Origin of the sequence: Bradyrhizobium sp. BRP23 (assembly GCF_020194135.1) — a bacterium.
GTDB lineage: Bacteria > Pseudomonadota > Alphaproteobacteria > Rhizobiales > Xanthobacteraceae > Bradyrhizobium > Bradyrhizobium yuanmingense.
On sequence record NZ_JADYVW010000009.1, the window covers coordinates 313,926 to 339,664 of the forward strand.

At 64.8% G+C, this 25,739-nt stretch carries 21 protein-coding genes; 15 read left to right on the forward strand and 6 right to left on the reverse strand.

Annotated features, from left to right (window positions below; all coding sequences use genetic code 11):
• Window positions 1-245 precede the first annotated feature (245 nt).
• From I6F24_RS25195 to I6F24_RS25220, 6 genes are all read left to right on the forward strand, one after another.
• Window positions 246-974, forward strand: a complete 729-nt coding sequence (locus I6F24_RS25195; protein ID WP_036007486.1) for a Crp/Fnr family transcriptional regulator — start codon at window positions 246-248, stop codon at window positions 972-974.
• A 320-nt stretch (window positions 975-1,294) separates the two neighbouring features.
• Window positions 1,295-2,266, forward strand: a complete 972-nt coding sequence (locus I6F24_RS25200; protein ID WP_036029010.1) for a TRAP transporter substrate-binding protein — start codon at window positions 1,295-1,297, stop codon at window positions 2,264-2,266.
• Window positions 2,267-2,331: 65 nt separating this feature from the next.
• On the forward strand, window positions 2,332-2,883 hold the full coding sequence (locus I6F24_RS25205) for a TRAP transporter small permease (protein ID WP_036029012.1): 552 nt from the start codon (window positions 2,332-2,334) through the stop codon (window positions 2,881-2,883).
• Complete coding sequence (locus I6F24_RS25210; RefSeq protein ID WP_036029014.1) at window positions 2,874-4,166, forward strand: TRAP transporter large permease; 1,293 nt, start codon at window positions 2,874-2,876, stop codon at window positions 4,164-4,166. The genes I6F24_RS25205 and I6F24_RS25210 overlap by 10 nt, the downstream gene beginning before the upstream one ends.
• Window positions 4,167-4,188: 22 nt before the next feature.
• A complete protein-coding gene (locus tag I6F24_RS25215; protein ID WP_036029015.1) occupies window positions 4,189-4,995 on the forward strand; it encodes an SDR family oxidoreductase in 807 nt (268 codons plus the stop codon).
• 164 nt (window positions 4,996-5,159) lie between these two features.
• Window positions 5,160-7,286: a molybdopterin oxidoreductase family protein gene (locus tag I6F24_RS25220; protein ID WP_036029016.1), complete on the forward strand. Its 2,127-nt coding sequence runs from the start codon at window positions 5,160-5,162 to the stop codon at window positions 7,284-7,286.
• Here I6F24_RS25220 and I6F24_RS25225 read toward each other — a convergent pair.
• A complete protein-coding gene (locus I6F24_RS25225) occupies window positions 7,259-8,638 on the reverse strand; it encodes a caspase family protein (RefSeq protein WP_193375208.1) in 1,380 nt (459 codons plus the stop codon). The genes I6F24_RS25220 and I6F24_RS25225 overlap by 28 nt on opposite strands.
• A gap of 167 nt (window positions 8,639-8,805) precedes the next feature.
• Between I6F24_RS25225 and I6F24_RS25230 the strand changes: the two genes are divergently transcribed.
• Entirely contained in the window at window positions 8,806-9,588 is a 783-nt protein-coding gene (locus I6F24_RS25230; RefSeq protein ID WP_036029031.1) for an enoyl-CoA hydratase/isomerase family protein, read from the forward strand.
• Between the two features lie 212 nt (window positions 9,589-9,800).
• Here I6F24_RS25230 and I6F24_RS25235 read toward each other — a convergent pair whose 3' ends face one another.
• The 3 genes from I6F24_RS25235 to I6F24_RS25245 form a co-directional block, all read right to left on the reverse strand.
• The gene (locus I6F24_RS25235) at window positions 9,801-10,229 is read right to left on the reverse strand and encodes a heme-binding protein (RefSeq protein WP_036029017.1); all 429 of its coding nucleotides are present in this window, start codon (window positions 10,227-10,229) and stop codon (window positions 9,801-9,803) included.
• A complete protein-coding gene (locus I6F24_RS25240) occupies window positions 10,222-13,197 on the reverse strand; it encodes an FAD-binding and (Fe-S)-binding domain-containing protein (RefSeq protein ID WP_074448214.1) in 2,976 nt (991 codons plus the stop codon). The genes I6F24_RS25235 and I6F24_RS25240 overlap by 8 nt, the downstream gene beginning before the upstream one ends.
• Before the next feature lie 103 nt (window positions 13,198-13,300).
• Entirely contained in the window at window positions 13,301-14,047 is a 747-nt protein-coding gene (locus I6F24_RS25245; RefSeq protein WP_036029036.1) for a GntR family transcriptional regulator, read from the reverse strand.
• A gap of 133 nt (window positions 14,048-14,180) precedes the next feature.
• On the opposite strand from I6F24_RS25245, the gene I6F24_RS25250 reads away from it, so the two are divergent.
• From I6F24_RS25250 to I6F24_RS25280, 7 genes are all read left to right on the forward strand, one after another.
• The gene (locus tag I6F24_RS25250; RefSeq protein ID WP_036029019.1) at window positions 14,181-15,383 is read left to right on the forward strand and encodes an alanine--glyoxylate aminotransferase family protein; all 1,203 of its coding nucleotides are present in this window, start codon (window positions 14,181-14,183) and stop codon (window positions 15,381-15,383) included.
• Window positions 15,384-15,530: 147 nt separating this feature from the next.
• Window positions 15,531-16,730 carry an aminotransferase class V-fold PLP-dependent enzyme gene (locus tag I6F24_RS25255; RefSeq protein WP_036029042.1) on the forward strand — a complete coding sequence of 400 codons (1,200 nt, stop codon included), beginning with the start codon at window positions 15,531-15,533 and terminating at the stop codon, window positions 16,728-16,730.
• A 57-nt stretch (window positions 16,731-16,787) separates the two neighbouring features.
• Window positions 16,788-17,585 (forward strand): enoyl-CoA hydratase/isomerase family protein, encoded by a 798-nt coding sequence (locus I6F24_RS25260; protein ID WP_225150571.1) that lies wholly within the window; start codon window positions 16,788-16,790, stop codon window positions 17,583-17,585.
• Window positions 17,586-17,727: 142 nt separating this feature from the next.
• Window positions 17,728-18,714, forward strand: coding sequence for a tripartite tricarboxylate transporter substrate-binding protein (locus I6F24_RS25265; protein ID WP_225150572.1), 987 nt, complete (start codon window positions 17,728-17,730; stop codon window positions 18,712-18,714).
• 167 nt (window positions 18,715-18,881) lie between these two features.
• Window positions 18,882-19,424: a tripartite tricarboxylate transporter TctB family protein gene (locus I6F24_RS25270; protein WP_225148175.1), complete on the forward strand. Its 543-nt coding sequence runs from the start codon at window positions 18,882-18,884 to the stop codon at window positions 19,422-19,424.
• A 15-nt stretch (window positions 19,425-19,439) separates the two neighbouring features.
• Window positions 19,440-20,957 carry a tripartite tricarboxylate transporter permease gene (locus I6F24_RS25275; protein WP_036007455.1) on the forward strand — a complete coding sequence of 506 codons (1,518 nt, stop codon included), beginning with the start codon at window positions 19,440-19,442 and terminating at the stop codon, window positions 20,955-20,957.
• A gap of 168 nt (window positions 20,958-21,125) precedes the next feature.
• On the forward strand, window positions 21,126-21,992 hold the full coding sequence (locus tag I6F24_RS25280; RefSeq protein ID WP_225150574.1) for an outer membrane protein: 867 nt from the start codon (window positions 21,126-21,128) through the stop codon (window positions 21,990-21,992).
• A gap of 87 nt (window positions 21,993-22,079) precedes the next feature.
• On the opposite strand, the gene I6F24_RS25285 is transcribed toward I6F24_RS25280, so the two are convergent.
• Both I6F24_RS25285 and I6F24_RS25290 read right to left on the reverse strand, forming a co-directional pair.
• A complete protein-coding gene (locus tag I6F24_RS25285) occupies window positions 22,080-23,273 on the reverse strand; it encodes a CoA transferase (RefSeq protein WP_036032141.1) in 1,194 nt (397 codons plus the stop codon).
• 118 nt (window positions 23,274-23,391) lie between these two features.
• Window positions 23,392-23,694, reverse strand: coding sequence for a hypothetical protein (locus tag I6F24_RS25290; RefSeq protein ID WP_225150576.1), 303 nt, complete (start codon window positions 23,692-23,694; stop codon window positions 23,392-23,394).
• A gap of 197 nt (window positions 23,695-23,891) precedes the next feature.
• Between I6F24_RS25290 and I6F24_RS25295 the strand changes: the two genes are divergently transcribed.
• A partial coding sequence (locus tag I6F24_RS25295) for a M10 family metallopeptidase C-terminal domain-containing protein (RefSeq protein ID WP_225156505.1) occupies window positions 23,892-25,739 on the forward strand: 1,848 nt, incomplete at its 3' end.

The following is a 25,739-nucleotide window of genomic DNA, read 5'->3' on the forward strand; positions in this document are numbered from 1 at the left end:
CCAGGGTCGATGCTCGCCTGGGCGGGCGCTGGCCCTCGGCAGCGTCTCGACGCAATCGCGGTTTGCGTAATCCGCAACTCTGCGTCGAAGAGGACGCATCGCCGCAGCTTTTGGCTGCTGACTTCCTCGTTACGGGCCTTTTCGTGGCATTTGCCTCAAATCGCGCGCGTGCTTTCCGGTTGAAATGCCTGGTAACGTTGACTACGCAGGAACTCAGTGCCTCGTAGTCTTAGGAGCCCCGCGGCGTGCCTCAGGACAAGACCGGCGATCCCCGACAACCGGCGGGCAACAAACTATCGGTCCTGCGCAAGCACCCGATCTTCGCGGATCTGGAGCCGGAAGCGCTCGATCAACTCTGCCGCTACGCCAAGCACACCACCGTCAAGCGTGGCGCGACGATCGCCGCCAAGGGCGATCCCGGCAACAGCCTGTTCGCGGTGATCGCGGGGACAGTCAAGATTTCCTCCTCATCGCCTGATGGGCGGAACGCTATTCTCAATCTGATCGGCCCCGGAGAAATCTTCGGCGAGATCGCCGTGCTCGACGGTGCGCCCAGGTCGGCGGATGCGACCGCCAATACCAATTGCGAGCTCTACGTCATCGATCGCCGGGACTTCCTGCCGTTCGTGAAGAGCCAGCCGGCGCTGGCGATGAAGTTCATCGAGCTGCTGTGCGCGCGTCTGCGCTGGACCAGTCAGCAGGTCGAGCAGGTGATCCTGCAGAATCTACCGGGCCGGCTTGCCAGTGCACTGCTCGGTCTCACCGAAGAGCGCAAGCTGGATTCCGGCAGCGGCACGCTCGCCATCACGCAACAGGAGATCAGCGAGATGGTCGGGATGACGCGCGAGAGCATCAACAAGCAATTGCGCGCCTGGGCCGGCCGCAACTGGGTCCGCCTCGAGCACGGCGCCATCGTCGTGCTCGATACGGACGCGCTGCGCGAGCTCGCCGAGAGCGGCCTCGGCGGCGAGTGACGCCGTCGGCCTAATCGTCGATGATGGCGACCGCGCGGGTCCAGCCTGCGGAGGCGCGCTCGATCTTTGGAGGCGTCAAGTCACGGGCTAGCGACGTCGAGCCAGGCCGCCATACCCACCATAGTGCGAATTGCGCCAGGAATCGATTGATGCAAGTCTTGCATCGATCGATGCCGGATTTGGCTTGGACAGAGAATGCCGCCCGCCCTAGGGACGACATTGGCGCTTGACTTCACACCTGAAGCGGAGCGACCCAAGGCGGCCTGCAGCCGGGCCGACAACGATATAATCGATCTCAATCAACCCAGGAGGAAGCCCACATGAAGACGCTCACCGGTATCATCACAGCCGTTGCACTGGCGGTCTCAGCACCCCTGGCCACTGCACGCGATTTCCGCTCGGCTGACGTTCACCCCGCCGATTATCCGACCGTCGAGGCGGTCAAGTTCATGGGCCAGCAACTCGCGGCGGCGAGCGGCGGCAAGCTTGGCGTGAAGGTGTTTCCGAACGGCGCCCTGGGCTCGGAGAAGGACACGATCGAGCAACTCAAGATCGGCGCGCTCGACATGATGCGGATCAACGCATCGCCGCTGAACAATTTCGTGCCCGAGACCATTGCCTTGTGCCTGCCCTTCGTCTTCCGGGACACGCAGCACATGCGCACCGTCCTCGATGGTCCGATCGGCGATGAGATCCTGGCAGCCATGGAGCCCGCGGGCCTGGTCGGCCTTGCCTATTACGACAGCGGCGCGCGCTCGGTCTACACCGTCAAGGCACCGGTCAAATCGCTTGCCGATCTCAAGGGCCTGAAGATCCGCGTCCAGCAATCCGACCTGTGGGTCGGCATGATCCAGAGCTTGGGGGCCAACCCGACGCCGATGCCCTATGGCGAGGTCTACACCGCGCTCAAGACCGGCCTCGTCGACGCTGCCGAGAACAACTGGCCGTCCTACGAATCCTCCCGGCACTTCGAAGCCGCCAAGTTCTACAACATCACCGAGCACTCCCTCGCGCCCGAAGTTCTCGTGATCTCGAAAAAGGTCTGGGACGCGCTGAGCAAGGAGGACCAGGCGATGGTCCGCAAGGCAGCCAAGGAATCGGTGCCCGTCATGCGCAAGCTCTGGGACGCGCGCGAGCAGGCCGCCCGCAAGACCGTCGAAGCCGCTGGCGTTCAGGTGGTCACGATCGGCAACAAGGCGGAGTTCGTCGATGCAATGAAGCCGGTCTACCAGAAGTTCGCCGGGAACGAGAAGCTGCAGAGCCTCGTCAAGCGCATCCAGGACACGAAGTAAGATAATTCGGGAACCGGGTCCGGCGTCGCCGCCAGGCGGCACCGGATCCCGTAAGGAGGCGCGGGATGACAGACCCACACGTCGCAAGTCACGAGCAGGGGGCCGTAGCAACACGCCCGTCCACCGGCTTGCTGTCGCGGGTCAATGCCCCCATCGCGCGCCTTGGCATGTACCTGTCGGTGACAGGCCTGCTCGTCATCGTCGCCATCGTCTTCTACCAGGTGTTCGGACGTTACGTGCTCAACTCCAGCCCGACCTGGACGGAGAACCTGGCGCTGGTCCTGATCCTCTACGTCACGCTGATCGGCGCCGCCGTCGGCGTACGCGATGCCGGGCATATCGGCATGGACAGCCTGCTGGTCATGCTCCCCGATCACGCGCGGGAGAAGATCGAGATCGTGATCCACGTTCTGGTTGCCGGGTTCGGCCTCGCAATGGCCTATAACGGCTGGATCCTCGGCGCGTCGGTCGGCACCGTGAAGATCCCCAATCTCGGTCTGCCCGAGGTGATCCGCTACGTGCCGCTGTTCGCCTCCGGCGTCCTGATCGTTTCGTTTTCCATCGAGCACATCATTGCTCTCCTGCGCGGCGAAGAGGTCGTCCCCTCATGGAACTGATCATCCTCGGCGCCACCTTCTTCGGCTTTCTGATCCTCGGCGTACCGGTCGCCTTCGCGATCGGCCTGTCGGCCATCTGCACCATCCTCTACGAAGGCCTGCCGGTCGCCGTCATCTTCCAGCAGATGATGTCGGGGATGAACATCTTCTCCTTCCTCGCCATTCCATTCTTCGTCTTCAGCGGTGAGCTGATGCTGCATGGCGGCGTGGCCGACAAGATCGTGCAACTCGCCAAGAATCTCGTCGGGCACATCCGCGGCGGGCTCGGCATGTCGAACGTGGTCGCGTGCACGCTGTTCGGCGGCGTCTCGGGCTCGCCCGTGGCCGACGTGTCGGCGATGGGCGCGGTGATGATCCCGATGATGAAGAAGGAGGGATACGACACCGACTACGCCGTCAACGTCACCACCCACGCCTCGCTCGTGGGCGCCCTGATGCCGACCAGCCACAACATGATCATCTATGCACTCGCGGCCGGCGGCAAGGTCTCGATCGGCGCGCTGATTGCGGCCGGCCTGCTGCCGGCGCTGGTGCTGATGGTCTGCATGTTGGTTGCCGCCTACGCGGTCGCGGTGAAGCGCGGTTATCCCGCCGGCAAATTCCCGGGCTGGGCCGAGGTGGTCCGCTCGCTGGCGGCCGCGGTGCCTGGGCTTCTGATCGTCGGCATCATCCTGGCTGGCATCCTGTCCGGCGTCTTCACGGCAACCGAATCGGCGGCCATCGCCGTCACCTACTCGATCCTGCTGACGTTCTTCATCTATCGCACCATGACCTGGGGCAACTTCCTGCGCGCCGCCGCCAAGGCGGTGAAGACGACCGGCGTGGTGCTGCTGCTGATCGGCGTCTCCACCATGTTCCAGTACCTGATGGGACTTTACGAGGTGGCGGATCTCGCCGGCGCGATGATGAACAAGTTGTCGACGCAGCCCTGGGTGATCTTCCTGCTCATCAACATCATCCTGTTCGTGCTCGGCACGTTCATGGACATGGCGGCAACGATCCTGATCTGCACCCCGATCTTCCTGCCGATCGCGATGAAGGCGGGCATGGATCCGGTGCAGTTCGGCATGCTGATGTTGATCAATTGCGCCCTCGGGCTCAACACGCCGCCGGTCGGAACGACGCAATTCGTCGGCTGCGCCATCGGCGGCATTTCGGTCGGCGCGGTGATGCGCACCATCCTGCCGTTCTATGCTGCGCTCATCGCAGCACTGATGTTCGTGACCTACGTCCCTGCATTCTCGTTGTGGCTGCCGCGCCTCTTGATGGGCTACAAGGGCTAGTAGCACCAGGGAGACAATGTCAGTGGCGGACTATCGCAAGCTCTTCGATCTCACCGGCAAGACCGCGCTCGTGCTCGGCGCCGCATCCGGCATCGGCAGATCGTCGGCCGAAGCGCTTGCGGATCTCGGCGCCCGCGTCGTCTGCGCCGATCGTGCGCTCGACGCAGCGGAGGCGACCGCCGCCGGTATTCGTGACAAGGGCGGCTGGGCGGAAGCAGCTGGCTGCGACGCCGCAAGCGCCGCGGATGTCAATGCGCTGGCCCAAACCGTGATGCAGAAGTTTCCGCGGCTCGACATCGCCGTGACGACGCCCGGCCTCAACATCCGCAAGACCATCCTCGACTACACCGAGGAGGATCTCGACCGCGTCCTCAACCTCAACGTCAAGGGCACGGTCTTTTTCTTCCAGGCCTTCGGCCGCATCATGGTCGCGCAGAAGGGCGGCAGCATCATCGCCTGCTCCTCGGTGCGCGCGGTGACCATCGAACCTGGCCTCGGCATCTACGGCTCCACCAAGGCGGCGATCGGTCTCCTGGTGAAGGGCTTTGCCTCCGAGGTCGGGCACGCCGGCGTGCGCGTCAATGCGATCGCGCCGAGCATCGCCGAGACCGCGCTGACCGGCCCGTTCAAGCAGCGCCCCGACATCTACAATCTCTACGCCGGCCACACCGTGTTCAACCGCTGGAGCAGCGCCGACGAGGTCGCGACCGCCGTCGCCTATCTCGCCTCGGATGCCGCAAGCTATGTCAGCGGCAGCACGCTGTTCGTCGACGGCGGCTGGACCGCCGTCGATGGCCCGCCGACCGGTCTCACCCAGTTGCACAAATAGCAAAGGATGTAGCTCGGGTTGCGCTTGCACGTCGCGCGGCTCACTGGCCGGTCTCCTTCGCAGCCGCAGCAGGAGGCTCGGCGCGCGCGGTTTGAGCAAATCGCATGGGGCTTGCCGGATAAATGCGCTCGGCTGGCCGGTATTTTGGTGTTACGAACTGGGACATGAACCAGCACGCCAAGATCAACGCGAAGATCGAGATCCGCCATTCGACCTGTCCGCATGATTGCCCCTCGGCCTGCGCCCTCGATGTCGAGGTGGTCGAAGGCCGCAGCATCGGCCGCGTCCGCGGTTCGAAGAAGCAGACCTACACCGCCGGCGTCGTCTGCGCCAAGGTCGCCCGCTATGCCGAGCGCATCCATCATCCCGAGCGGCTGATCTATCCGCTGCGCCGCACCGGCCCCAAGGGTTCAGGTCAGTTCGCGCGGATCTCCTGGGACGAGGCGCTGGACGAGATCGGGCACCGATTCAATGCGGCCGAGCGCGAGTTCGGTGCGGAATCGATCTGGCCCTATTACTACGCGGGGACGATGGGGCTCGTGATGCGCGACGGGCTCAACCGTCTCACGCATGTGAAGAAATATTCGCGCTTCTACCAGACCATCTGTGCCAATGTTGCGCGCATCGGCTTTGCAATCGGCACCGGCAAGATCGCCGGCGTCGACCCGCGCGAGATGGCGCTGTCCGATCTCGTCGTGATCTGGGGCACCAATCCCGTCAACACTCAGGTCAACGTGATGACGCACGCCTCGCGCGCCCGCAAGGAGCGCGGCGCGAAGATCGCGGCGGTCGACATCTACGACAACGAGACCATGAAGCAGGCCGACATCAGGATCATCCTGCGGCCCGGCACCGACGGCGCCTTCGCCTGCGGCGTCATGCATGTCCTGTTCCGCGACGGCTACGCCGACCGAGCCTACATGGACAAGTATACCGATTGCCCCGCCGAGCTCGAGGCGCATCTGAAGTCGCGCACGCCGGAATGGGCCTCGGCGATTTGCGGCGTTCCGGTGTCGGAGATCGAGGCTTTCGCCAAGGCCGTCGGCGAGACCAAGCGGACCTTCTTCCGTCTCGGCTATGGCTTCACCCGCTCGCGCAACGGCGCGACGCAGATGCATGCGGCGCTGTGCATTCCCGCGGTGACCGGCGCTTGGCAGTATGAAGGCGGCGGCGCCTTCTTCAACAATTACGCGCTGTGGCACTTCAACGAATCCATCATCGAAGGCCACGACGCGATCGACAAGACCACCCGCGCGCTCGACCAGTCGCAGATCGGACGTATCCTCACCGGCGATGCCGAAGCTCTGCAGGGCAAGGGCCCGGTCAAGGCGTTGCTGATCCAGAACACCAATCCGATGACGGTGGCGCCGGAGCAGGCGCTGGTCCGGCAGGGCTTTGCGCGCGAGGATCTGTTCGTGGCGGTGCACGAGCAGTTCATGACCGAGACGGCGCAGATGGCCGACATCGTGCTGCCGGCGACCATGTTCATGGAGCATGACGACCTCTATTATGGCGGCGGCCATCAGCACATCTCGGTCGGGCCGAAGCTGATCGACCCGCCGGGCGAATGCCGCTCCAACCACGAGGTGTTGCAGGCGCTGGCGCCGCGGCTGGGCGCCAGGCATCCGGGCTTCGAGATGAGCCCGCGCGAATTGATCGACGCGACCTTGAGGCTGAGCAATCACGGCGACATCGCCGGCCTTGAAGCCGACATCTGGCGCGACCTGCAGCCGGATTTCCGCACCTCGCATTATCTCGACGGCTTCGCCCACGCCGACGGCAAGTTCCATTTCAAAGCCGACTGGGCGCATCCGCCGTTCGGCGTCACCATGGGCGACTACGACAAGATGCCTGGTCTGCCGGATCATTGGGCAGTGATCGAGCACGCCGACCGGGCCCATCCGTTCCGGCTAGCGACCAGTCCCTCGCGCAGCTTCCTCAACACGACCTTCAACGAGACGCCGTCCTCGCAGGCGCGCGAGGGCCGGGCCAGCGTGATGATCCACCCGTTAGATGCCGCCGCGCTCGGCATCGCCGATGGCGATGCGGTGACGCTCGGCAACGGCCGCGGCGAGACCACGCTGATCGCGACGCTGTTCGAGGGCGTGCGGCGCGGTGTCCTGATCGCCGAATCCGTTCATCCCAACAGCAACCATATCGGCGGCCGCGGCATCAACACGTTGACGGGCGCAGATACGATCGCGCCGATCGGCGGCGCGGCGTTCCACGATAATAAAGTCTGGATCAGGAAGGCGGCCTCAGCTCAAGGCGTGCACTCCGTGACGCCGTAGCCCGCGAATTCCTTTGCAATGTTCGGGTTCATCGACTTCGCCTGCGCGATATCGGTGGCGCCGTCGCCGCCGCTTCTGCGCGCAGCGATGCCGCGGCCGAACAGCGAGGACGAGGAGCGCGGGTTGCGCTGGATCGCGTCGGTATAATCCTTGATCGCCTCGGCATTGCGCCCGAGCTTGAGGTTGACGAGCCCGCGGCTGTCGAGTGCATCGCTCAAGCCTGGGTTGATCTGGAGCGCCAGATTGCAGTCGGCGAGCGCGCCTTGCGGGTCGCCCGTCGCAGCCCGGCTCCAGCAGCGGTTGTTTAGGGCTTCCGCGTCCTTGGGCGCGCGGCGGAGCACCGCGTCGAAATCCTGTATCGCGAGCGCATAGGCGCGCTTGATCGCGTAGACCTGGCCGCGTTTGTAGCGCGAGGTGACATCGTTGGCGTTGGCGGTGATCCTGCGGCTGAGATCGGCGAGGACGGGATCTCGTGCCAACTCGTCCGCATTCGGGGCGGGCTCCGCCTGCGGTACCTCGCAGACCGGCTTTTGCGGCTCGGGTGTCTGCACCTGTGGCTTGGCCGCGTCGTCCCGCGGCCGCGTCGCCGGGCTTGCGAACGAGAACTCCGTCGTCAGCGAGGAGGACAGCCAGGGCACTTGCTCGCGGTTGGTGGCGGCAACGACGCCATTCTTGGTGTTGGTCAGGGCCTGCTCGGCGCTGATGTTCGGCGCGCGCATTTCGCGCAGCAGCTCGGCGACAAAGAGGCTGCGATCGGTCTTGCCGGTCGCCGTGACCGCGCCGAGCGCAGCGGAGTAGAGCACCAGCGTATTGCTCGGTGCGATCGCCGGTGCCAGGCCAGCCGAATAGCGGCGGAAGCGCCGCTCGAACGGGTTGCGGCGGGAAGCGTCGATCAGCGCGATCTTGATGGCGGCACCGCGCGTGTTCATCTCGGCGAGGATGGCGTCGAGGCCGAAGCCGTCGCGCGAGACGTCCGGCTCGGTCCAGATCTGGGCGTCGACCGGCAGCAGATAGGTCTGACGGTTGGACTGGATGGCAAAGCCGTCGAAGAAGATCAGCGCCACCGCGCCGCGCTCGATGCGGTCGTAGAAGCGGCCCAGCACCTGCCGCATGGCATCGCCGGTGAGATTGCTCTGCCTGTCGACGACGAAGCCGCCGCGCTTCAATTCCTCGGCGACGTCCTGGGCATCGTTGGCGACCTCGCTCAGGACGAACTCATTGTCGGGATATTTCGCGTTGCCGATCACCAGCGCGATCTTCGCGGCGTCGGCCGCATGGCATGCGGCGCCGCCGCTCAGCACGACCAATCCTGCCAGCAACAACATCAATGCGGCGCGCATGAAATGGCTCATCGGTGATCAAATCTCCGGTCAGGATAGCGCGCGCAAGCCCCAGTTCAATCGCGAAGCGGAAGTTGCGCCCACACGCTATGGTGAGGCGACCCTGCAGATTGCCCTTGCGCGCGCCGCCGGTCCTGCCGCAAATGGCTGCAAAACGGGACCAAGCGAGCGAGCATGTCATGACCGACACCACAGCCGTCATCACCGAGAAGCGCGGGCAGGCGTTCTGGATCACCATCAACCGGCCGGAGAAACGCAACGCGCTGAACGGCGAGGTCATCGCCGGGATCACAAGAGCCTATCGCGACGCGCATGAGGACAAGGACGTCCGCGTCATCGTGCTGACGGGCGCGGGCGACAAGGCGTTCTGCGCGGGCGCCGACTTGCAGAATTCCGGCGCGGCTTTCGCGATGGATCATTCCAAACCAAATGTCGACTATGCCGATCTGTTACGTTTGTCACAGAACGCCGCGAAGCCGGCGATTGCGCGCCTCAGTGGCGTCTGCATGGCCGGCGGCATGGGCCTTCTGTGCATGACCGACATGGCGGTTGCGGCTGATCACGTCGTCTTCGGCCTGCCGGAGGTGAAGGTCGGCGTGTTCCCGATGCAGGTGCTGAGCCTGCTGCAGCGCATCGCTCCGCCCCGTCTCGTCAACGAATGGGCGCTCACGGGCGAGCCGTTCGACGCCAGGGCCGCGCAGGCCGCTGGCCTGCTCAACTACATCGTGCCGGCCGCCGAGTTAGATGCCAAGGTTGACTGGCTGATCGGCCGCATCGTCGACAAATCCCCAACCGCGATCCGCCGCGGCAAATACGCCATGCGCGCGATCGCCTCGATGTCGTTCGACGAGAGCATCGCCTATACCGAAAGCCAGATCGCACTGCTCGCGATGACCGAGGACGCCAAGGAAGGGTTGAAAGCGTTCAGCGAGAAGCGGAAGCCGGTCTGGACGGGGAGGTGAGGGGATCCGCTCTCGCATCCCGGACGCGCCGCAACGCGTCGGCGTCGCTGCGCAGAGCCGGGACCCAGGGCGGCACGAACGAGAATGTAGCCGCATCCTCCGCCGTCATTCCGGGGCGCGCGTAGCGCGAGCCCGGAATCCATCGTGCAGCAAGTGATGCGGAGAAATGGATTCCGGGCTCGCGCCAAGGGGCGCGCCCCGGAATGACAATCTCACCCCGCGTTCGCCTTCAGTCCCGCCGCCTGAATCCCCGCCACCGCGCAGGCTTCGTCATTGTCGGACGTATCGCCGGAGACGCCGACCGCGCCGAGCAGGGTGGTGCCATCCATGATCAGCACGCCGCCGGGGACCGGCACCAGCGCGCCCTTGGCGATCGTGTTCACGGCATCGATGAAATAGGCCTGCTCCTGCGCGCGCTGGAACAAAGCGCGCGAGCCCATGCCCATGGCGAGCGCGCCATAGGCCTTGCCATGCGCGATGTCGGCGCGCATCAGGCTGGTGCCGTCCTGCGCGGCCGCGAGCTTGAGCACGCCGCGCGCGTCCAGGATGGTGACGACCAGCGGCTTCAGCTTGAGCTCGCCGGCCTTCGCGAAGGCGGCGTCGAGGATTTTTCGGGCGGTGTCGAGGGTGAGGTCAGCCATGGCTGGTTTCCTTTGCAGCTGGAGAAGTGGCGTTGGACTTGAAACGATCGAGACTCATGGCCAGCACGCGCGCGACGTGAAGCGCCTCGCGCTGGGCGCCGTCGTGGATCTGGTGACGGCAGGAGGTGCCGTCGGCGACGATCAGCGTATCCGGGTCCGCGCGCCGCACGGCCGGCAGCAGTGAAAGCTCGGCCATCTCGATCGAGGCATCGTAGGTATCCGCACCATAGCCGAATGCGCCGGCCATGCCGCAACAGCTCGACTCGATGGTCTCGACCTTCAGCCCCGGGACGAGGCGCAGCACCTGCTCGACCGGCTTGAAGGCGCCGAAGGATTTCTGATGGCAATGGCCGTGCACCACGGCCTTGTCGGCGACGCTGCCGAGCGGCAGTTGCAGCCGTCCGGCCTCGGCCTCGCGCACCAGAAACTCCTCGAAGGTCAGCGCATGGGCGCCGATCGCCTTGGCGTCGTCGTCCTTGCGCAGCGAAGCGAGCTCGTCGCGCAGCGTCAGGAGGCAGCTCGGCTCGAGGCCGACGATCGGCACGCCGCGCGCTGCATAGGGTGCGAAAGCCGAGACCAGCCGGTCGAGCTCGACCTTGGCTTCGTCGACAAGGCCGGCTGAAAGGAAGGTGCGGCCGCAGCACAGCGGACGGCTCCCGCTCACCGGCTTCGGCAGATGCACGCGATAGCCGCCGGCCGTGAGCACGCGCAGCGCGGCGTCGAGATTCTCGCGCTCATAGATGCGGTTGAAGGTATCAGTGAACAGCACGAGCTCGCGGCCGGACTCCGGGCCAACGCTTTCGTCCGGCGGCACGAACACATCGCGGCGGAAGGCGGGGAGGGCCCGGCGCGCGCTGATGTCGGCAAAGCGCTCGAACAGCCTTCGCAGCAGCGGGCTGCCGTTGCGCAAATTAGCCAGCGGCGCCAAGCGCGAAGCAAGGCCGGCATAGCGCGGCAGATATCCAACCAGCCGGTCGCGTAGCGTCAGGCCCCGGCTGGCGGCGCGCGCCGCGAGGACCTCGATCTTCATCTTGGCCATGTCGACGCCGGTCGGGCATTCATGGCGGCAGGCCTTGCAGGAGACGCAGAGTTTGAGCGTCTCCATCATCTCGTCGGAAGCGAGCGCATCCGGGCCGAGCTGGCCGGAGATCGCAAGCCGCAGCGTATTGGCGCGGCCGCGGGTAACGTCCTTCTCGTTGCGCGTGGCGCGATAGGACGGGCACATCACGCCGCCCTCGAGCTTGCGGCAGGCGCCGTTGTTGTTGCACATCTCGACCGCGCCCTGGAAACCGCCGCCGGCGCCGGGATAAGCGGACCAGTCGAGCTTCGTCTTCAGTTCGCCGACCCGATAATCGGGCTTGAAGCGGAACAGCGAGCGGTCGTCCATCCTGGGCGCATCGACGATCTTGCCGGGATTGAGCAGGCCGGCAGGATCGAAGCGCTGCTTCACCTCCCTGAAGTCGGCGACGAGGCGCTCGCCGAACATGGCCTCGTGGAATTCGGAGCGCACCAGCCCGTCGCCGTGCTCGCCGGAATGCGAGCCCTTGTACTCGCGCACCAGGGCGAAGGCCTCTTCGGCGATGGCGCGCATCGCCTTGACGTCCTTCTCCAGCTTCAGGTTCAGAACGGGGCGCACATGCAGGCAGCCTTCGGAGGCGTGCGCGTACATCGTGCCGCTGGTGCCGTGCTTGGCGAAGACTTCGTTCAGCCGCGCGGTGTAGTCGGCGAGGTGCGGCAGCGGCACCGCGCAGTCTTCGACGAAGGAGACCGGCTTGCCCTCCTGCTTCATCGACATCATCACGTTGAGGCCGGCCGCGCGGAAATCGGCGATGCCGCTCTGCAGCGCGGGTTCGGTGATCTCGACCACGCCGCCCCATTTGCGCGTGTCGTTGTTCCAGCCGAAGCCGAGATCAGCCATCAGCTCGCTGAGCTGTTTGAGGCGCACCAGATTGTCCGACTGGTCTTCTTCAGCGAATTCGACCACCAGCACGGCATCCGGATCGCCCTTGATCGCCGCGGAGATCACGGGTGCGAACATCGCAATGTCGCGGCCGAGCGCGATCATGGTGCGGTCGACCAGCTCGACCGCAATCGGCTTGAGCTTGACGAGGTGCTGGGCCGCATCCATGGCCTCGTAGAAGCTGCCGAAATGGCAGACGCCGAGCGCCTTGTTGCGGATCACGGGCCACAGCTTCAGCTCGACCTTGGTGGTGAAGGCGAGGGTGCCTTCGGAGCCGACCAACAGATGCGCCATGTTGTTCGGCGCGTTGCGCGGCACCAGCGCATCGAGATTGTAGCCGCCGACGCGGCGCTGCACCTTTGGGAAGCGCGCGGCGATCTCGTCGGCCTCGCGGGTGCCAAGGTCGAGCATGTCGCGGAACAGGGCGCGGGTGCTGTCGCCGGCCTCGAGGTCGGAGAGATCGCGCGCGACCTCGCCAAAACGGCCCAGCGTGCCGTCGGCGAGCGATGCCTCCATCGACAGCGTGTTGTCGCGCATGGTGCCGTAGCGCAGCGAGCGGCCGCCACAGGAATTGTTGCCGGCCATGCCGCCGATGGTGGCGCGGGAGGCCGTGGAGACGTCGACCGGAAACCACAGGCCGTGCTTTTTGAGCTGGCGGTTGAGGTCGTCCAGCACGATGCCGGGCTCCACCACGCAGGTGCGGCCTTCGACATCAAGCGACAGGATCCGGTTGAGGTGCTTGGAGAGATCGACCACGAGACCGTCATTGACGGTCTGGCCGCATTGCGAGGTGCCGCCGCCGCGCGGGGTGACCTTCAGCCCCTCGTCGCGCGCGATCGCCAGCGCCCGCAAGGCCTCGTCCATGGTCTTGGGGGCCACCACGCCAGCCGGCATGATCTGGTAGAACGAGGCGTCGGTGGCGTAGCGGCCGCGGCTGAAGCCGTCGAACAGCACGTCGCCGGTCAATTCCGACCGCAGGCGCCGTTCGAGCGAGGAGGCGTTCGTCATCCCTGATCCCGGACTGACCCGGCGAGGCTCAGCCTTGCTGGGATATTCATTGTGGTTCCTGATCGACCATATTGTGAATGCAAAATGGGCAAGCCGGGCGCCCTCAAGGCGATGCCGGCGCGCCCTCTTGGGGCTCGGTCAGGTGCTCGATCGCTGCCGTCCGTTTGTTGCGCAGATGCTGGAACAGGACGTCGCTGAGCTCGCTCCCGGCGCGGCGGCGCAGCGCATCGAGGATGGCCTCGTGCTCGCGCATGGCTTCCGCCCAGCGCTGCCGCTTGCGGGCGAAATTGGCGGAGTAGCGGACGCGGCGAATGCGGCCGGCGAAATTGGCATAGGCACTCTTCAGCGTATCGTTGCGTGCGGCATCGACGATGCTCTCGTGGATGCGCTGGTTGGCCTGGAAATAGCCGTGCATGTCGCGATGCAGGTAGTGGCCGTACATCTCGTAGTGCAGCTGCTCGATCGCCGTGATTTCCGCATCCGTTATGGCTTCGCAGGCGAGGCGCCCGGCTAGGCTTTCCAGGCCCGCCATGACGTCGAACAGTTCTTCGAGGTCGCGCTGGCTGAGCTGGCGCACGCGCGCGCCGCGGTTGGGCAGTAGCTCGATCAGGCCCTCGGCGGCGAGCACCTTGAGCGCCTCGCGCAACGGCGTGCGGGAGATGCCAAGCATCTCGCAGAGCTGCCGCTCGGGAACGCGCGCGCCCTCAGGAATATTGCCCTCGACCACGTAATCGCGCAGCCGCAGCAGGATCTCGCCATGCAGCGAGGCCTCGTGACGGTTTTCCTGGCGATCGCCATTGCCGGGGGACGGGGTGATCGGAACCCCGGTGTCGGGAATCGTGGATTTCATTTGCAGCACAGTAGTTTGCCCGGTTGATCGCGTCGACGCTCGCAATCGAATACCAGATTTCGATTGAAGGGACAAAAAATGAATGCAAAATAGCCGGCGGAGCCGGCCATAACCTGCCGAAAAGGAGCTTTGCATGCCTCAGGGACACCATTTCCTGCAGATTCCGGGCCCGAGCCCGGTCCCCGAGCGCGTCCTGCGCGCGATGGACATGCCTGTCATCGACCACCGCAGCGCCGAATTCGGCGAGCTCGGCCGCACCGTGCTCGAAGGCAGCCAGCAGATCTTCCAGACCCGGGGGCCGGTCGTGATCTTCCCCTCGTCGGGGACCGGCGCCTGGGAAGCCGCGATCGTCAACACGCTGTCGCCGGGCGACAAGGTGCTGATGGTCGAGACCGGCCACTTCGCCACGATGTGGCGGCAGATGGCCGCCCGCTTCGGCATCGAGGTTGATTTCGTCCCGGGCGACTGGCGCCGCGGCGCCGATCCCACGGTGATCGAGGCCAGGCTCTCCGAAGACGCCGCGCGCACCATAAAGGCGGTGATGGTCGTGCACAACGAGACCTCGACCGGCGCGACCAGCCGCATCGCCGAGATCCGCGCCGCGATCGACCGCGCCTCGCATCCGGCACTCTTGATGGTCGACACCATCTCCTCGCTCGGCTCGGTCGACTATCGTCACGACGCGTGGAAGGTCGATGTCAGCGTCAGCTGCTCGCAGAAGGGTTTCATGCTGCCGCCCGGTCTCGGCTTCAACGCGATTTCGGACAAGGCCTTGGCTGCGTCCAGAACCAACAAGATGCCGCGCTCCTATTTCGACTGGGAGGAGATGCTCAAGCCCAACGCCAAGGGTTTCTTCCCCTATACGCCCGCGACCAATCTGCTCTACGGCTTGCGCGAGGCGATCGCGATGCTGCTCGAGGAGGGGCTCGACAATGTTTTTGCGCGGCATCAGCGCTTGGCGGCAGCGACGCGGGCCGCGGTCAACCATTGGGGTCTCGAAGTGCTGTGCCAGGAGCCTTCGGAGTTCTCGCCGGTGCTCACGGCCGTGCTGATGCCTCCGGGGCATGATGCCGATCAGTTCCGGAAAGTCGTGCTCGACAATTACAACATGTCGCTCGGCTCGGGCCTGTCGAAGGTCGCCGGCAAGGTCTTCCGCATCGGCCATCTCGGCGAATGCAATGCGCTGACGCTGCTCGGCGCACTCACCGGTGTCGAAATGGGCCTGTCGGTCGCCGGCGTGCCGCACCGCTCCGGCGGTGTGGATGTCGCGATGAAGCTGCTGGAGCAGCGCCCGCAGGGCAATGCCGCGCCGCATCTGAAGATCGTCGGCACGTAAAGGTCGGCACGCAAAGGTGGTCGCGACGGAGCGGCTGAGGGCAGGCCGGTCCGCTATGCGCGAGGGACCCTTTGGAGGAGAGGACAAGCCGGTCAAATGGTGCTATTCGGCGCCCACCAAACCAAGGCAAGACCGGGAAGGACGCCGATGACCGTGCATACTGGAAGGCATTTCTTACAGATTCCAGGACCGACCAACGTGCCCGATCGGGTGCTGCGGGCGATGGATATGCCGACTTTGGACCATCGCGGTCCGGAGTTCGCCGAGCTCGGTTTTGCCGTGCTTGCCGCAATGCAGCGCGTATTCCGCACCAAGCAGCCCGTGATCATCTTCCCCTCGTCCGGTACCGGCGCCTGGGAAGCGGCGATGGTCAACGTGTTCGCGCCCGGCGACAAGGTCTTGATGTGCGAGACCGGCCAGTTCGCCGTGCTGTGGCGCGGCATCGCCGACAAGTTCAAGCTCGATGTCGACTTCATCCCGAGCGACTGGCGCCATGGTGCCGATCTTGCGGAGATCGAGAAGCGCCTTGCCGCCGACAAGCAGCACGCCATCAAGGCGGTCTGCGTCGTGCACAACGAGACCTCGACCGGCTGCGTGACGCCGCCGCTGGAGGTGCGCAAGATCCTCGACCGCACCAAGCATCCGGCGCTGCTGATGGTCGACACCATCTCCGGGCTCGGCTCGATGGAATATGAGCACGACGCCTGGGGCATCGACGTTTCGGTCGCCGGCTCGCAGAAGGGCCTGATGCTGCCGCCGGGCCTCGGCTTCAACGCCGTCTCGGAGAAGGCGCTCGCGGTCGCCAAAGCCAACCCCGGCATGCGCTCATACTGGGACTGGCAGGAGGTCATCAGCTTCAACAAGCTCGGCACCTTCCCCTACACGCCCGCAACGAACCTGCTCTACGGCCTGCGCGAAGCGGTGAAGATGCTGGAGGAGGAGGGGCTGGAGAACGTCTGGACCCGCCACAAGCGCCACAGCGCCGCGACGCGTGCTGCGGTCAAGGTCTGGGGCCTCGAGACGCAGTGTGCCGATCCCGCCGCGCATTCGCCGGCGCTGACCGGCGTGCGCGTGCCCGAGGGCTTTGATGCCGACGCCTTCCGCAAGGTCGTGCTGGAAAACTTCGACATGTCGCTCGGCACCGGCCTGAACAAGGTCAAGGGCAAGGTGTTCCGCATCGGCCATATCGGCCATTTCAACGATCTGATGCTGATGGGCACGCTCGCCGGCGTCGAGATGGGCCTCGACCTCGCAAAGATCCCGCATCGGAGCGGCGGCGTGCTCGCGGCGATGGATGTGCTGAAGGGACGCGACGTGGTGCCAATGACCAAGGCTCAAGTCGCCTAAGGCTCAGGTTGCCTGAGGGCGGCCTGACTGAACTGTAATGAAGAAAGTGAGCGCGCGATGAACGCACCGACGACTGCCAACGAAGACCTGCTCTACTCCGTTACGGACGGCATCGCGCGGATCACCTTCAACCGCCCGCAGGCGCGGAACGCCATGACCTTTGCCATGTATGACCGCATGGCGGAGATATGCCAGGAGATCAACGTCGACCGTTCGATCAAGGCGCTGATCCTGACCGGTGCGGGCGACAAGGCGTTCGCCTCCGGCACGGACATCTCGCAATTCCGTGCCTTCAAGACCGCGCAGGATGCGCTCGACTACGAGGCACGCATCGATCGCGTGCTCGGCACGCTCGAGCAGTGCCGCGTGCCGGTGATCGCGGCGATCGCCGGCGCCTGCACCGGCGGCGGCGCAGGGATCGCGGCCTGCTGCGATCTTCGCATCGGCACCGAGACGACGCGGATGGGCTTTCCAATCGCACGCACACTCGGCAACTGCCTGTCGATGTCGAACATCAGCCGCGTCGTCGCGCTGGTAGGTCCCGCCCGCACCAAGGACATGATCTTCAAGGCGCGCCTGGTCGACGCGCCGGAGGCGCTGGCGCTCGGCCTGCTCAACGAGGTCGTGCCTGACGTCGAGACGCTGCAGCGCCGTGCCGACGAGACTGCAAAGCTCGTCGCCAGCCACGCGCCGCTGACGCTGGAAGCGACCAAGGAAGCGGTGCGCCGCATCCGCCGCACGCTCTCGCGCGAGGAAGGCGAGGACCTGATCCTGAAAGCCTATATGAGCGAGGATTTCCGCGAGGGCATGGATGCCTTCCTCAACAAGCGGACGCCGGTCTGGAAGGGCAAATAAGTCTCCCGGACTTTCGGATTCGTCAGTCGAAAGTCATATGCATGCAATTGCCCGTCTGCTTGAACTCTACAGGATTAGTGCGCACTATGCAGGGATAGAATTTTCCGCATCTACAACTCAAAAACATCAGGGGACGAAACTCGTGCGAATTCCAGTAAAGGCCGTCGGCGCTGCGACGGCGCTGTTGTTGAGCACGCCGGCCGTTGCGGCCTGGGAGCCGACGAAACCGGTGGAGATCGTGGTGGCGGCGGGCGCGGGTGGTGCCTCCGACCAGATGGCCCGGATGATGCAGGCCGCGATCCAGAAGAACAATCTGATGAAGCAGCCGATGGTGGTCTCGCTCAAGGGCGGCGCCTCCGGCGCGGAAGCGCTGATGTACATGAAGTCCAGCGAGGGCGACCCCAACAAGGTGCTGATCGCCTATTCGCTGATCTACATGCTGCCGCTGTCGGCGAAGATCCCGTTTAACTGGCGCGAGCTGACGCCGGTCTCCGTGGTCGCGCTCGACCAGTTCGTGCTGTGGGACAACAGCGCAGGCCCCAAGACGTTGAAGGACTTCGTGGCGGCGGCGAAGGCTGCGAGCGCGCCGTTCAAGATGGGCGGCACCGGCTCCAAGCGCGAGGACCACGTGCTCACCGTGTTCCTGGAGCAGAAGACCGGCGCGAAATTCTCCTATCTGCCCTACAAGTCCGGCGGCGAGGCCGCGACCCAGCTGGTCGGCAACCACACCGAGGCCAACGTCAACAACCCATCCGAAAATCTCGAGGTCTGGCGCGCCGGCCAGGTGCGTCCGCTCTGCGTGTTCGATAGGGAGCGCATTGCCTATACGACCAAGGTGACCGACACCCAGTCCTGGGCCGACATCCCGACCTGCAAGGAAGAGGGCGTCGACGTGCAATATCTGATGCTGCGCGCGATGTTCCTGCCCGGCAAGGTCACGCCGGAGCAGCAGGCGTTCTACGTCGATCTGTTCCACAAGGTGACGCAGACCGCGGAGTACAAGGACTACATGGAGAAGCAGGCCTTGAAGCCGATCTTCCTCTCCGGCAAGGACATGGTGCAGTTCCTCGAGGAGGACGATGCGCTGAACAAGTCGCTGATGACGGAAGCCGGCTTCGTCGCGAAGTAGCTCTCTCTTCTTCTCCCTCGCCCCGTTCTTGCGGGGAGAGGGTTGGGGTGAGGGGCTCTCTCCGCGAGTTCGACTCTCACCGTCCCTGCGGAGACTCCCCCTCACCCCGACCCTCTCCCCGCAAGCGGGGAGAGGGGGAATTGAACGCACTCCGTCCCTAACAGAGCATGTCCCAAACCGATATCGAAATCGTCGTCGAGGATCCCACCGCGCCCGAAGACGATTCCCCTTCCGTCGTCTCTTCCGGCACGATCGAGATCGTCGTCTGCCTGCTGCTGCTCGCGCTCGCGGTCACGCTCGGCTACGACAATTGGCGCACCGGCGCGTCCTGGGATGCGACCGGGCCGGAGCCCGGCTATTTCCCGTTCTATCTGTCCGTCATTCTCGCCGGCGGCAGCCTCTACGGCCTGATCGCCGCGCTGCTGGCGCGGCGCGTCTCGCCCGGAACCTTCGTCACGCGCGCGCAAGGCCGCCGCGTGCTGGCTGTGTTCGTGCCGACGTCGCTGTTCTGCCTGGCGACGCAGTTCCTCGGCCTCTATGTCGCGAGCTTTCTCCTGATCGCGGGCTTCATGCGGCTGGTCGGCCGGATCGCGTTGTGGAAGTCGCTGCTCACCGCGTTCGCGTTCACGGCGATCATGTTCGTCACCTTCGATGTCGCCTTCGACGTCATCATGCCGAAGGGGCCGCTCGAAGCGGCCCTCGGCCGCTAAGCGGAGCCGCGCGCGATGGAAGCTCTCGGTCTCCTGCTCCACGGCTTTGCCGTCCTGCTGACGTGGAAGACGCTCGTGCTGATGATGGTCGGGCTGGTGCTCGGCATCTTCGTCGGCGTGCTGCCCGGGCTCGGCGGCCCCAACGGCGTTGCGATCCTGTTGCCGCTGACCTTCACGATGGACCCGACCTCGGCCATCGTGATGCTGTCCTGCATCTATTGGGGCGCCTTGTTCGGCGGTGCCATCACCTCGATCCTGTTCAACATCCCGGGCGAAGCCTGGTCGGTCGCGACCACGTTCGACGGCTATCCGATGGCGCAGCAGGGCAGGGCGGCGGAGGCGCTGACTGCGGCGTTCACCTCCTCCTTCGTCGGCTCGCTGGTCGCGGTGCTCCTGATCACCTTCCTCGCGCCGATGATCTCGTCCTTTGCGCTGAAATTCGGCCCGCCCGAGTTCTTCGCGGTGTATCTCCTCACCTTCTGCTCCTTCGTCGGCCTCGGGCGCGAAGCCAAGCACAAGACCGTCATCTCGATGTCGCTGGGCCTGCTGCTGGCCGGCATCGGCATGGATACGGTGTCCGGCAGTCTGCGCATGACCTTCGGCTCGCCGGAGCTCTTGCGCGGCATCAACTTCCTGGTCGCCGTCATCGGCCTGTTCGGCATCAGCGAGATCCTGCTGACGATGGAGGAGCGCCTTGCGCTGCGCGGGCATGCGGCTAGCATCTCGCTGCGCGTCGTGCTCGGCGTCTGGAAGGATCTGCCGAAATACTGGGTGACGCTGCTGCGCTCCTCTTTCATCGGTTGCTGGCTCGGCATCACCCCTGGCGGTGCGATCGCGGCCTCCTTCATGGGCTACAATCTGGCAAAGCGCTTCGCCAAGGAGCCCGAGGGCTTCGGCAAGGGCCGCATCGAAGGCGTGTTCGCGCCGGAGACGGCGGCGCATGCCTCCGGCACCTCGGCGCTGCTGCCGATGCTGGCGCTCGGCATTCCCGGCTCGGGCACGGCCGCGATTCTGCTCGGCGGGCTGATGGTGTGGGGTCTCAATCCGGGGCCGCTGCTGTTCGTCGAGCACAAGGATTTCGTCTGGGGCCTGATCGCCTCGATGTATCTCGGCAACGTCGTCGGCCTCGTGCTGGTGCTGACGACGGTGCCGATCTTCGCCTCGATCCTGCGCGTGCCGTTCGCGGCGGTGGCGCCGATGATCGTGGTGTCCTGCGCGATCGGCGCCTATGCCATCCAGAACGCGATGTTCGACATCTGGCTGATGCTGGGCTTCGGCGTGGTCGGTTACGTCTTCAAGAAGATCGGCATTCCGCTGGCGCCGTTCACCCTGGCGCTCGTGCTCGGCAACCGTGCCGAGGATGCCTTCCGCCTGTCGATGATCGGCTCCGGCGGCACCCTGAAGGTGTTCTGGTCGAACGGCCTGGTCGGCTCGATCACGACCCTGGCGATTCTGCTGCTGTTCTGGCCGGTGATCGACAATCTCCTCGCCCGTGTCGGGTTGACGCATGGGACCAGGGCGACATCGCCTTAGGATGGTGGAGAAATTTCCTATGAAATCAATAGCTTATGTCGAAGGTAGCTTTCTAGTGGGATGCCAGCGCGACCTCCGATTGTTTCCGAATGTTGCCGCGGCGGCACAGCTCTTGGGTGAGGATGCGCGTATATTTCGATCACAAGATCGTGCAAGGGGGAATTCTCCATGAAGCGGATAGTGATTGGAATGGCGGCTGCGATGTCGCTGTTTGCCACGGGCGCGCTGGCCGCCGATCTCGCGGCAAAGCCGTATGTCAAGGCGCCTATGGTCGATCCGGTCTGGAGCTGGACGGGCTTCTATGTCGGCGCCAACGGCGGCTACAGCTGGGGCCGTTCGCGCACCGACGTCACCTACACCAACACGGCGACCGGTGCGGTGATCGTGCCGCCGGCCGGATCCGTCACCAGCGCCTCGTTCGACATGAATGGTGCCGTCGCCGGTGGCCAGGCCGGCTACAACTGGCAGAGCACGAATTGGGTGTTCGGCATCGAGGGCGACCTGAATTGGTCGGACGAGAAGGGCCGCGCCGGCTTCAACTGCGCCCCCACCAGCATTGCAGGCGGCGCCTGTCTTCCGGGCCTGACCTTTCTGCCCCCCGGCGCTGCTGTCGGCACCACTCTGACGCTCGACCAGCATCTGCAATGGTTCGGCACGGTGCGCGGCCGCGTCGGCTTACTGGCGACACCGAAAGTGCTGTTCTATGGCACCGGCGGCGTGGCCTTCGGCGAGATCAAGACCACGGGCACCATCTCCGGCTTCACGCCGGCTGGTGTCGCGGTCGCCTCGACCAGCTCTTCGTCGGATACCCGCGTCGGCTGGACCGTGGGTGCGGGTGTGGAAGGCAAGATCACTCAGAACTGGAGCGCCAAGCTCGAATATCTCTATGTGGATCTCGGCCGGTTCTCGTCAGGTCCGTTCTCGCTGGCGCCGTTGCCCACGATTGCGGCCAGTGCTTCCTCCCGCTTCACCGACCACATCCTGCGCGCCGGCATCAACTATCAATTTGGTGGCCCGGTGGTCGCGAAGTACTAAGCGAAGTACTGAGATCAAGAAGGCGTCAATAAGAAGCAAAGCCCGGCTCGCGCCGGGCTTTGTCGTTGCAGACGGGGCGCGCGAGATTCACACCACCTTCGCGTCTCTGAGCCCAGCGATCTCGTCCGCGCCGAAGCCGAACTCCTTCAGCACTTCGTCGGTCTGCTCGCCGAATTCCGGCGGCCGCGCCACCATCCTGCTCGGCGTGCGCGACAGCGTCACGGGCTGGCCGACCAGGCGGATATCCCGGCCTTCATCGTTCGGCACGTCCTGCGCAATGCCGAGATGCCTGACCTGCGCGTCCTCGAACATCTGGTCGATGGCGTAGATCGGCCCGCAGGGCACGCCGGCCTCGTTGAGCTCGCGGACCCAGGTCTCGGTCGACTTCGTCACGGTGCGCTTCTCGATCTCGGCGTTGAGCGCATCGCGATTCTTCGAGCGGGCGGGAGCCGTCGCATAGTCGGGATGAGTGTAGAGCTCCGGCGCGCCGATCGCCTGCGCACAGCGCTCCCAGATCCGCCCGCCCGTGGTGGCGATGTTGATGTAGCCGTCGGAGGTCTTGAACACGCCGGTCGGAATGCTGGTCGGATGGTTGTTGCCGGCCTGCTTGGCGACCTCCTTCTCCATCAGCCAGCGCGCGGCCTGGAAGTCGAGCATGAAGATCTGGGCCTGCAGCAGCGAGGTCTGCACCCACTGGCCCTTGCCCGAGACCTCGCGCTCGAGCAGGGCGGTGAGGATGCCCATCGCGCAAAACAGACCGGCACTGAGGTCGGCGACGGGGATGCCGACCCGCATCGGGCCTTCGCCCGGCGCGCCGGTGATCGACATCAGCCCGCCCATGCCTTGCGCGATCTGATCGAAGCCCGGCCGCTTGTGGTAGGGGCCGTCCTGGCCGAAGCCGGAGATGCTGCCATAGACGATGCGCGGGTTGATCGCGGCGAGGCTGTCGTAGTCGATGCCGAGCTTCTTCTTCACGTCGGGCCGGAAATTCTCGACCACGACGTCGGCCTTGACGGCGAGGCGCTTGAACACCGCGAGCCCGCGCTCGTCCTTCAGGTTCAGCGTCATTGCCCGCTTGTTGCGGTGCAAATTCTGAAAGTCGGAACCGCGCCGCGGCCCGCCCGGCTGCTCGCCGCCGGCATCCTCAGTCAGCGCGTCGATCTTGACGACGTTGGCGCCCCAGTCGGCGAGCTGCCGCACGCAGGTCGGCCCGGAGCGGACACGGGTCAGATCGAGCACGGTGAAGCGCGACAGGGCTTCCGAGGCATGCGGGAAGGGCATCGTGAAAGGCTCCGGGACAGATTGGGCGCCTACCATAGTGCCCAGAGATCACGCGACAAGCCGGGCCGGCGCCGATGCCGCCTGCTGAAATGCCTTGCCTGAGGCGCTGTCTGCGAGATCAGCGCGACAGGCGCTTCAATTCGGCCCGCGCCTGCGCGGCAAGGGGATCATCGCCATGGCGCGCAATGAAGAGTTCAAGGGCCTCCCGCGTTCCCTTCCGGCGGGCAGCTTCATATTCCTCTGCCACCGCAGCGGCAGGATCTCGCGCCATCGGCATGGAGGGCGCGCGCCCTCGCTTGCTGCTGTCGTCTGCCTTGGCCTTCTCCACCACCACGGGCAGTCCTCCGAGAGGTTGATGGGACAGTCCAGCAAGCGCAATCAAGGCGCCAAACAGGCTGGCCGGGAGTGTGCGTCGTTTCATGAAACCCTGCAAATCACGGGTGTTCCGGGAACGAAACTCTATGCTGCCGTTCCGTATGACTACGGGATTTAATGGCTAACACGGCCTTATGGGAGCAGCGCAAACGTCGCTGCCCCATTTAAACCAAACGTTTAACTCTCTAGCTAGAATCATGTGCCCCCGCGGCGAATCACACGACGCGTTGCTTGGAGAGTCCATTGGCCACCGCCGTTTATGTCAGTGCCACCAACAACGCCGAGATTGACGGCCTGCTGTCCGGCGTCAAATGGTCGGGCACGATCACCTACAGCTTTCCTGACGCGCCGAGCGACTATTCAAATCCTTATTCCGGCGGCAGCGGCGAGCCGACCACCTCGGGCTTTGCCTCGGTGCCCACGCAGATCCAGGCGGCGATCAACTACGCCGTCGGATTGATCCTGAGCTACACCAACGCCAACATCCAATATGCGGGCACCAACGGCGCCGACCTCATGATCGCGCAGTCGTCGGCCGCCAGTCCGACCGCCTACGCCTACTATCCCGGCAATTATGCACCCGGCGGCGACATCTGGTTCGGGACTCAATACAATTTCTCGCTGGCCAAGCTCGGCAATTACTACTTCACCACTGCGCTGCACGAGCTCGGACACGCGATCGGCCTCAAGCACAGCCAGGAGGCCGGCGGCCCCGGCAACGTTGCGGTGCCGAGCGCGCATGACAGCAGCGAATACACCGTCATGAGCTATCGCAGCTATGTCGGCGCTTCGACCACGGGCGGCTACACCAACGAAGCCTACGGATATTCGCAGACTTACATGGCGAACGATATCCTCGCGCTCCAGACGATGTACGGCGCCGATTACACGACTCAGAGCAGCAACACCGTCTACACCTGGAATCCGACCACGGGGCAGCAGTTCATCAATGGCGTCGGCCAGCTCGCACCGGGCGGAGGCGTCGGCGGCTCGGCCAATCGCATCTACGAGACCGTCTGGGACGGCGGCGGCATCGATACCTACGACCTGTCGAACTACACGACGAACCTGAGCATCAACCTCAATCCCGGTGCCTCGTCGGTGTTCTCCTCCGTGCAACTGGCCTATCTCGGCAACGGCCACTACGCATCGGGCAACGTCTACAACGCCTATCTTTATAATGGCGACGCGCGCTCCTACATCGACAACGCCACCGGCGGGTCCGGCAACGACACGATCATCGGCAACGCCATCGCCAACACGCTGAACGGCGCCGGCGGCAACGACACGATCACCGGCGGTGCGGGCAGCGACACCATCAACGGCGGCTCAGGCACGGACACCGCAGTGTATTCGGGCAGCCGGGCCAACTACACCATTTCCTACAACGCTGCGACACAGACCTTCACCCTCGTTGACCTGCGCAGCGGATCGCCTGACGGCACCGATACCGTCACCGGCACCGAATATTTTCGGTTTGGGGATGGCACGGTAGCCAGCTCCAGCCTCGTTTCGACAACGATCGAGGCGTTCGGGTCGACCAGCGTGTTCCGGTCCGGCGGCAACTATTATCTGAACAACATCTCGACCGGCACCGGCCCAACGCTGAAATACCAAGGCAATGTGGTGGACACGGCCAATTACTCGACGTGGTCCGTCATTGCGGCCGAGCAGGTGTCCGGTGGCGGCTACGACGTGGTCTGGAAGAACTCGGCCAACGGGCACTACTCGGTCTGGAGCACCGACAGCACCGGCAATTTCGTGACGACGCTAGCCGCGGCTCCCGAAGTCCTGGGGAGCGATCCGACCCTGAAAGCACTGGAGCCGACGCTCCAGCAGGATCTCAATGGCGATGGCGCGATTGGTATACCCGCAGGCAGCCTTGTCACGATCGAGGCGTTGGGATCGACCAACGTGGTGGTGTCCGGCGGCAACTATTATCTGACCAACATCTCGACCGGCACCGGCCCAACGCTGAAATACCAAGGCAATGTGGTGGACACGGCCAATTACACGACGTGGTCCGTCATTGCTGCCGAGCAGGTGTCCGGTGGCGGCTACGACGTGGTCTGGAAGAACTCGGCCAATGGG

Coding starts and splice junctions, on each gene's coding strand:
- I6F24_RS25200 (WP_036029010.1), top strand. CDS start 1,295: ATGAAGACGCTCACCGGTATCATCACAGCCGTTGCACTGGCGGTCTCA.
- I6F24_RS25205 (WP_036029012.1), top strand. CDS start 2,332: ATGACAGACCCACACGTCGCAAGTCACGAGCAGGGGGCCGTAGCAACA.
- I6F24_RS25210 (WP_036029014.1), top strand. CDS start 2,874: ATGGAACTGATCATCCTCGGCGCCACCTTCTTCGGCTTTCTGATCCTC.
- I6F24_RS25220 (WP_036029016.1), top strand. CDS start 5,160: ATGAACCAGCACGCCAAGATCAACGCGAAGATCGAGATCCGCCATTCG.
- I6F24_RS25225 (WP_193375208.1), bottom strand. CDS start 8,638: ATGAGCCATTTCATGCGCGCCGCATTGATGTTGTTGCTGGCAGGATTG.
- I6F24_RS25230 (WP_036029031.1), top strand. CDS start 8,806: ATGACCGACACCACAGCCGTCATCACCGAGAAGCGCGGGCAGGCGTTC.
- I6F24_RS25235 (WP_036029017.1), bottom strand. CDS start 10,229: ATGGCTGACCTCACCCTCGACACCGCCCGAAAAATCCTCGACGCCGCC.
- I6F24_RS25240 (WP_074448214.1), bottom strand. CDS start 13,197: ATGACGAACGCCTCCTCGCTCGAACGGCGCCTGCGGTCGGAATTGACC.
- I6F24_RS25245 (WP_036029036.1), bottom strand. CDS start 14,047: ATGAAATCCACGATTCCCGACACCGGGGTTCCGATCACCCCGTCCCCC.
- I6F24_RS25250 (WP_036029019.1), top strand. CDS start 14,181: ATGCCTCAGGGACACCATTTCCTGCAGATTCCGGGCCCGAGCCCGGTC.
- I6F24_RS25255 (WP_036029042.1), top strand. CDS start 15,531: ATGACCGTGCATACTGGAAGGCATTTCTTACAGATTCCAGGACCGACC.
- I6F24_RS25260 (WP_225150571.1), top strand. CDS start 16,788: ATGAACGCACCGACGACTGCCAACGAAGACCTGCTCTACTCCGTTACG.
- I6F24_RS25270 (WP_225148175.1), top strand. CDS start 18,882: ATGTCCCAAACCGATATCGAAATCGTCGTCGAGGATCCCACCGCGCCC.
- I6F24_RS25275 (WP_036007455.1), top strand. CDS start 19,440: ATGGAAGCTCTCGGTCTCCTGCTCCACGGCTTTGCCGTCCTGCTGACG.
- I6F24_RS25280 (WP_225150574.1), top strand. CDS start 21,126: ATGAAGCGGATAGTGATTGGAATGGCGGCTGCGATGTCGCTGTTTGCC.
- I6F24_RS25285 (WP_036032141.1), bottom strand. CDS start 23,273: ATGCCCTTCCCGCATGCCTCGGAAGCCCTGTCGCGCTTCACCGTGCTC.
- I6F24_RS25290 (WP_225150576.1), bottom strand. CDS start 23,694: ATGAAACGACGCACACTCCCGGCCAGCCTGTTTGGCGCCTTGATTGCG.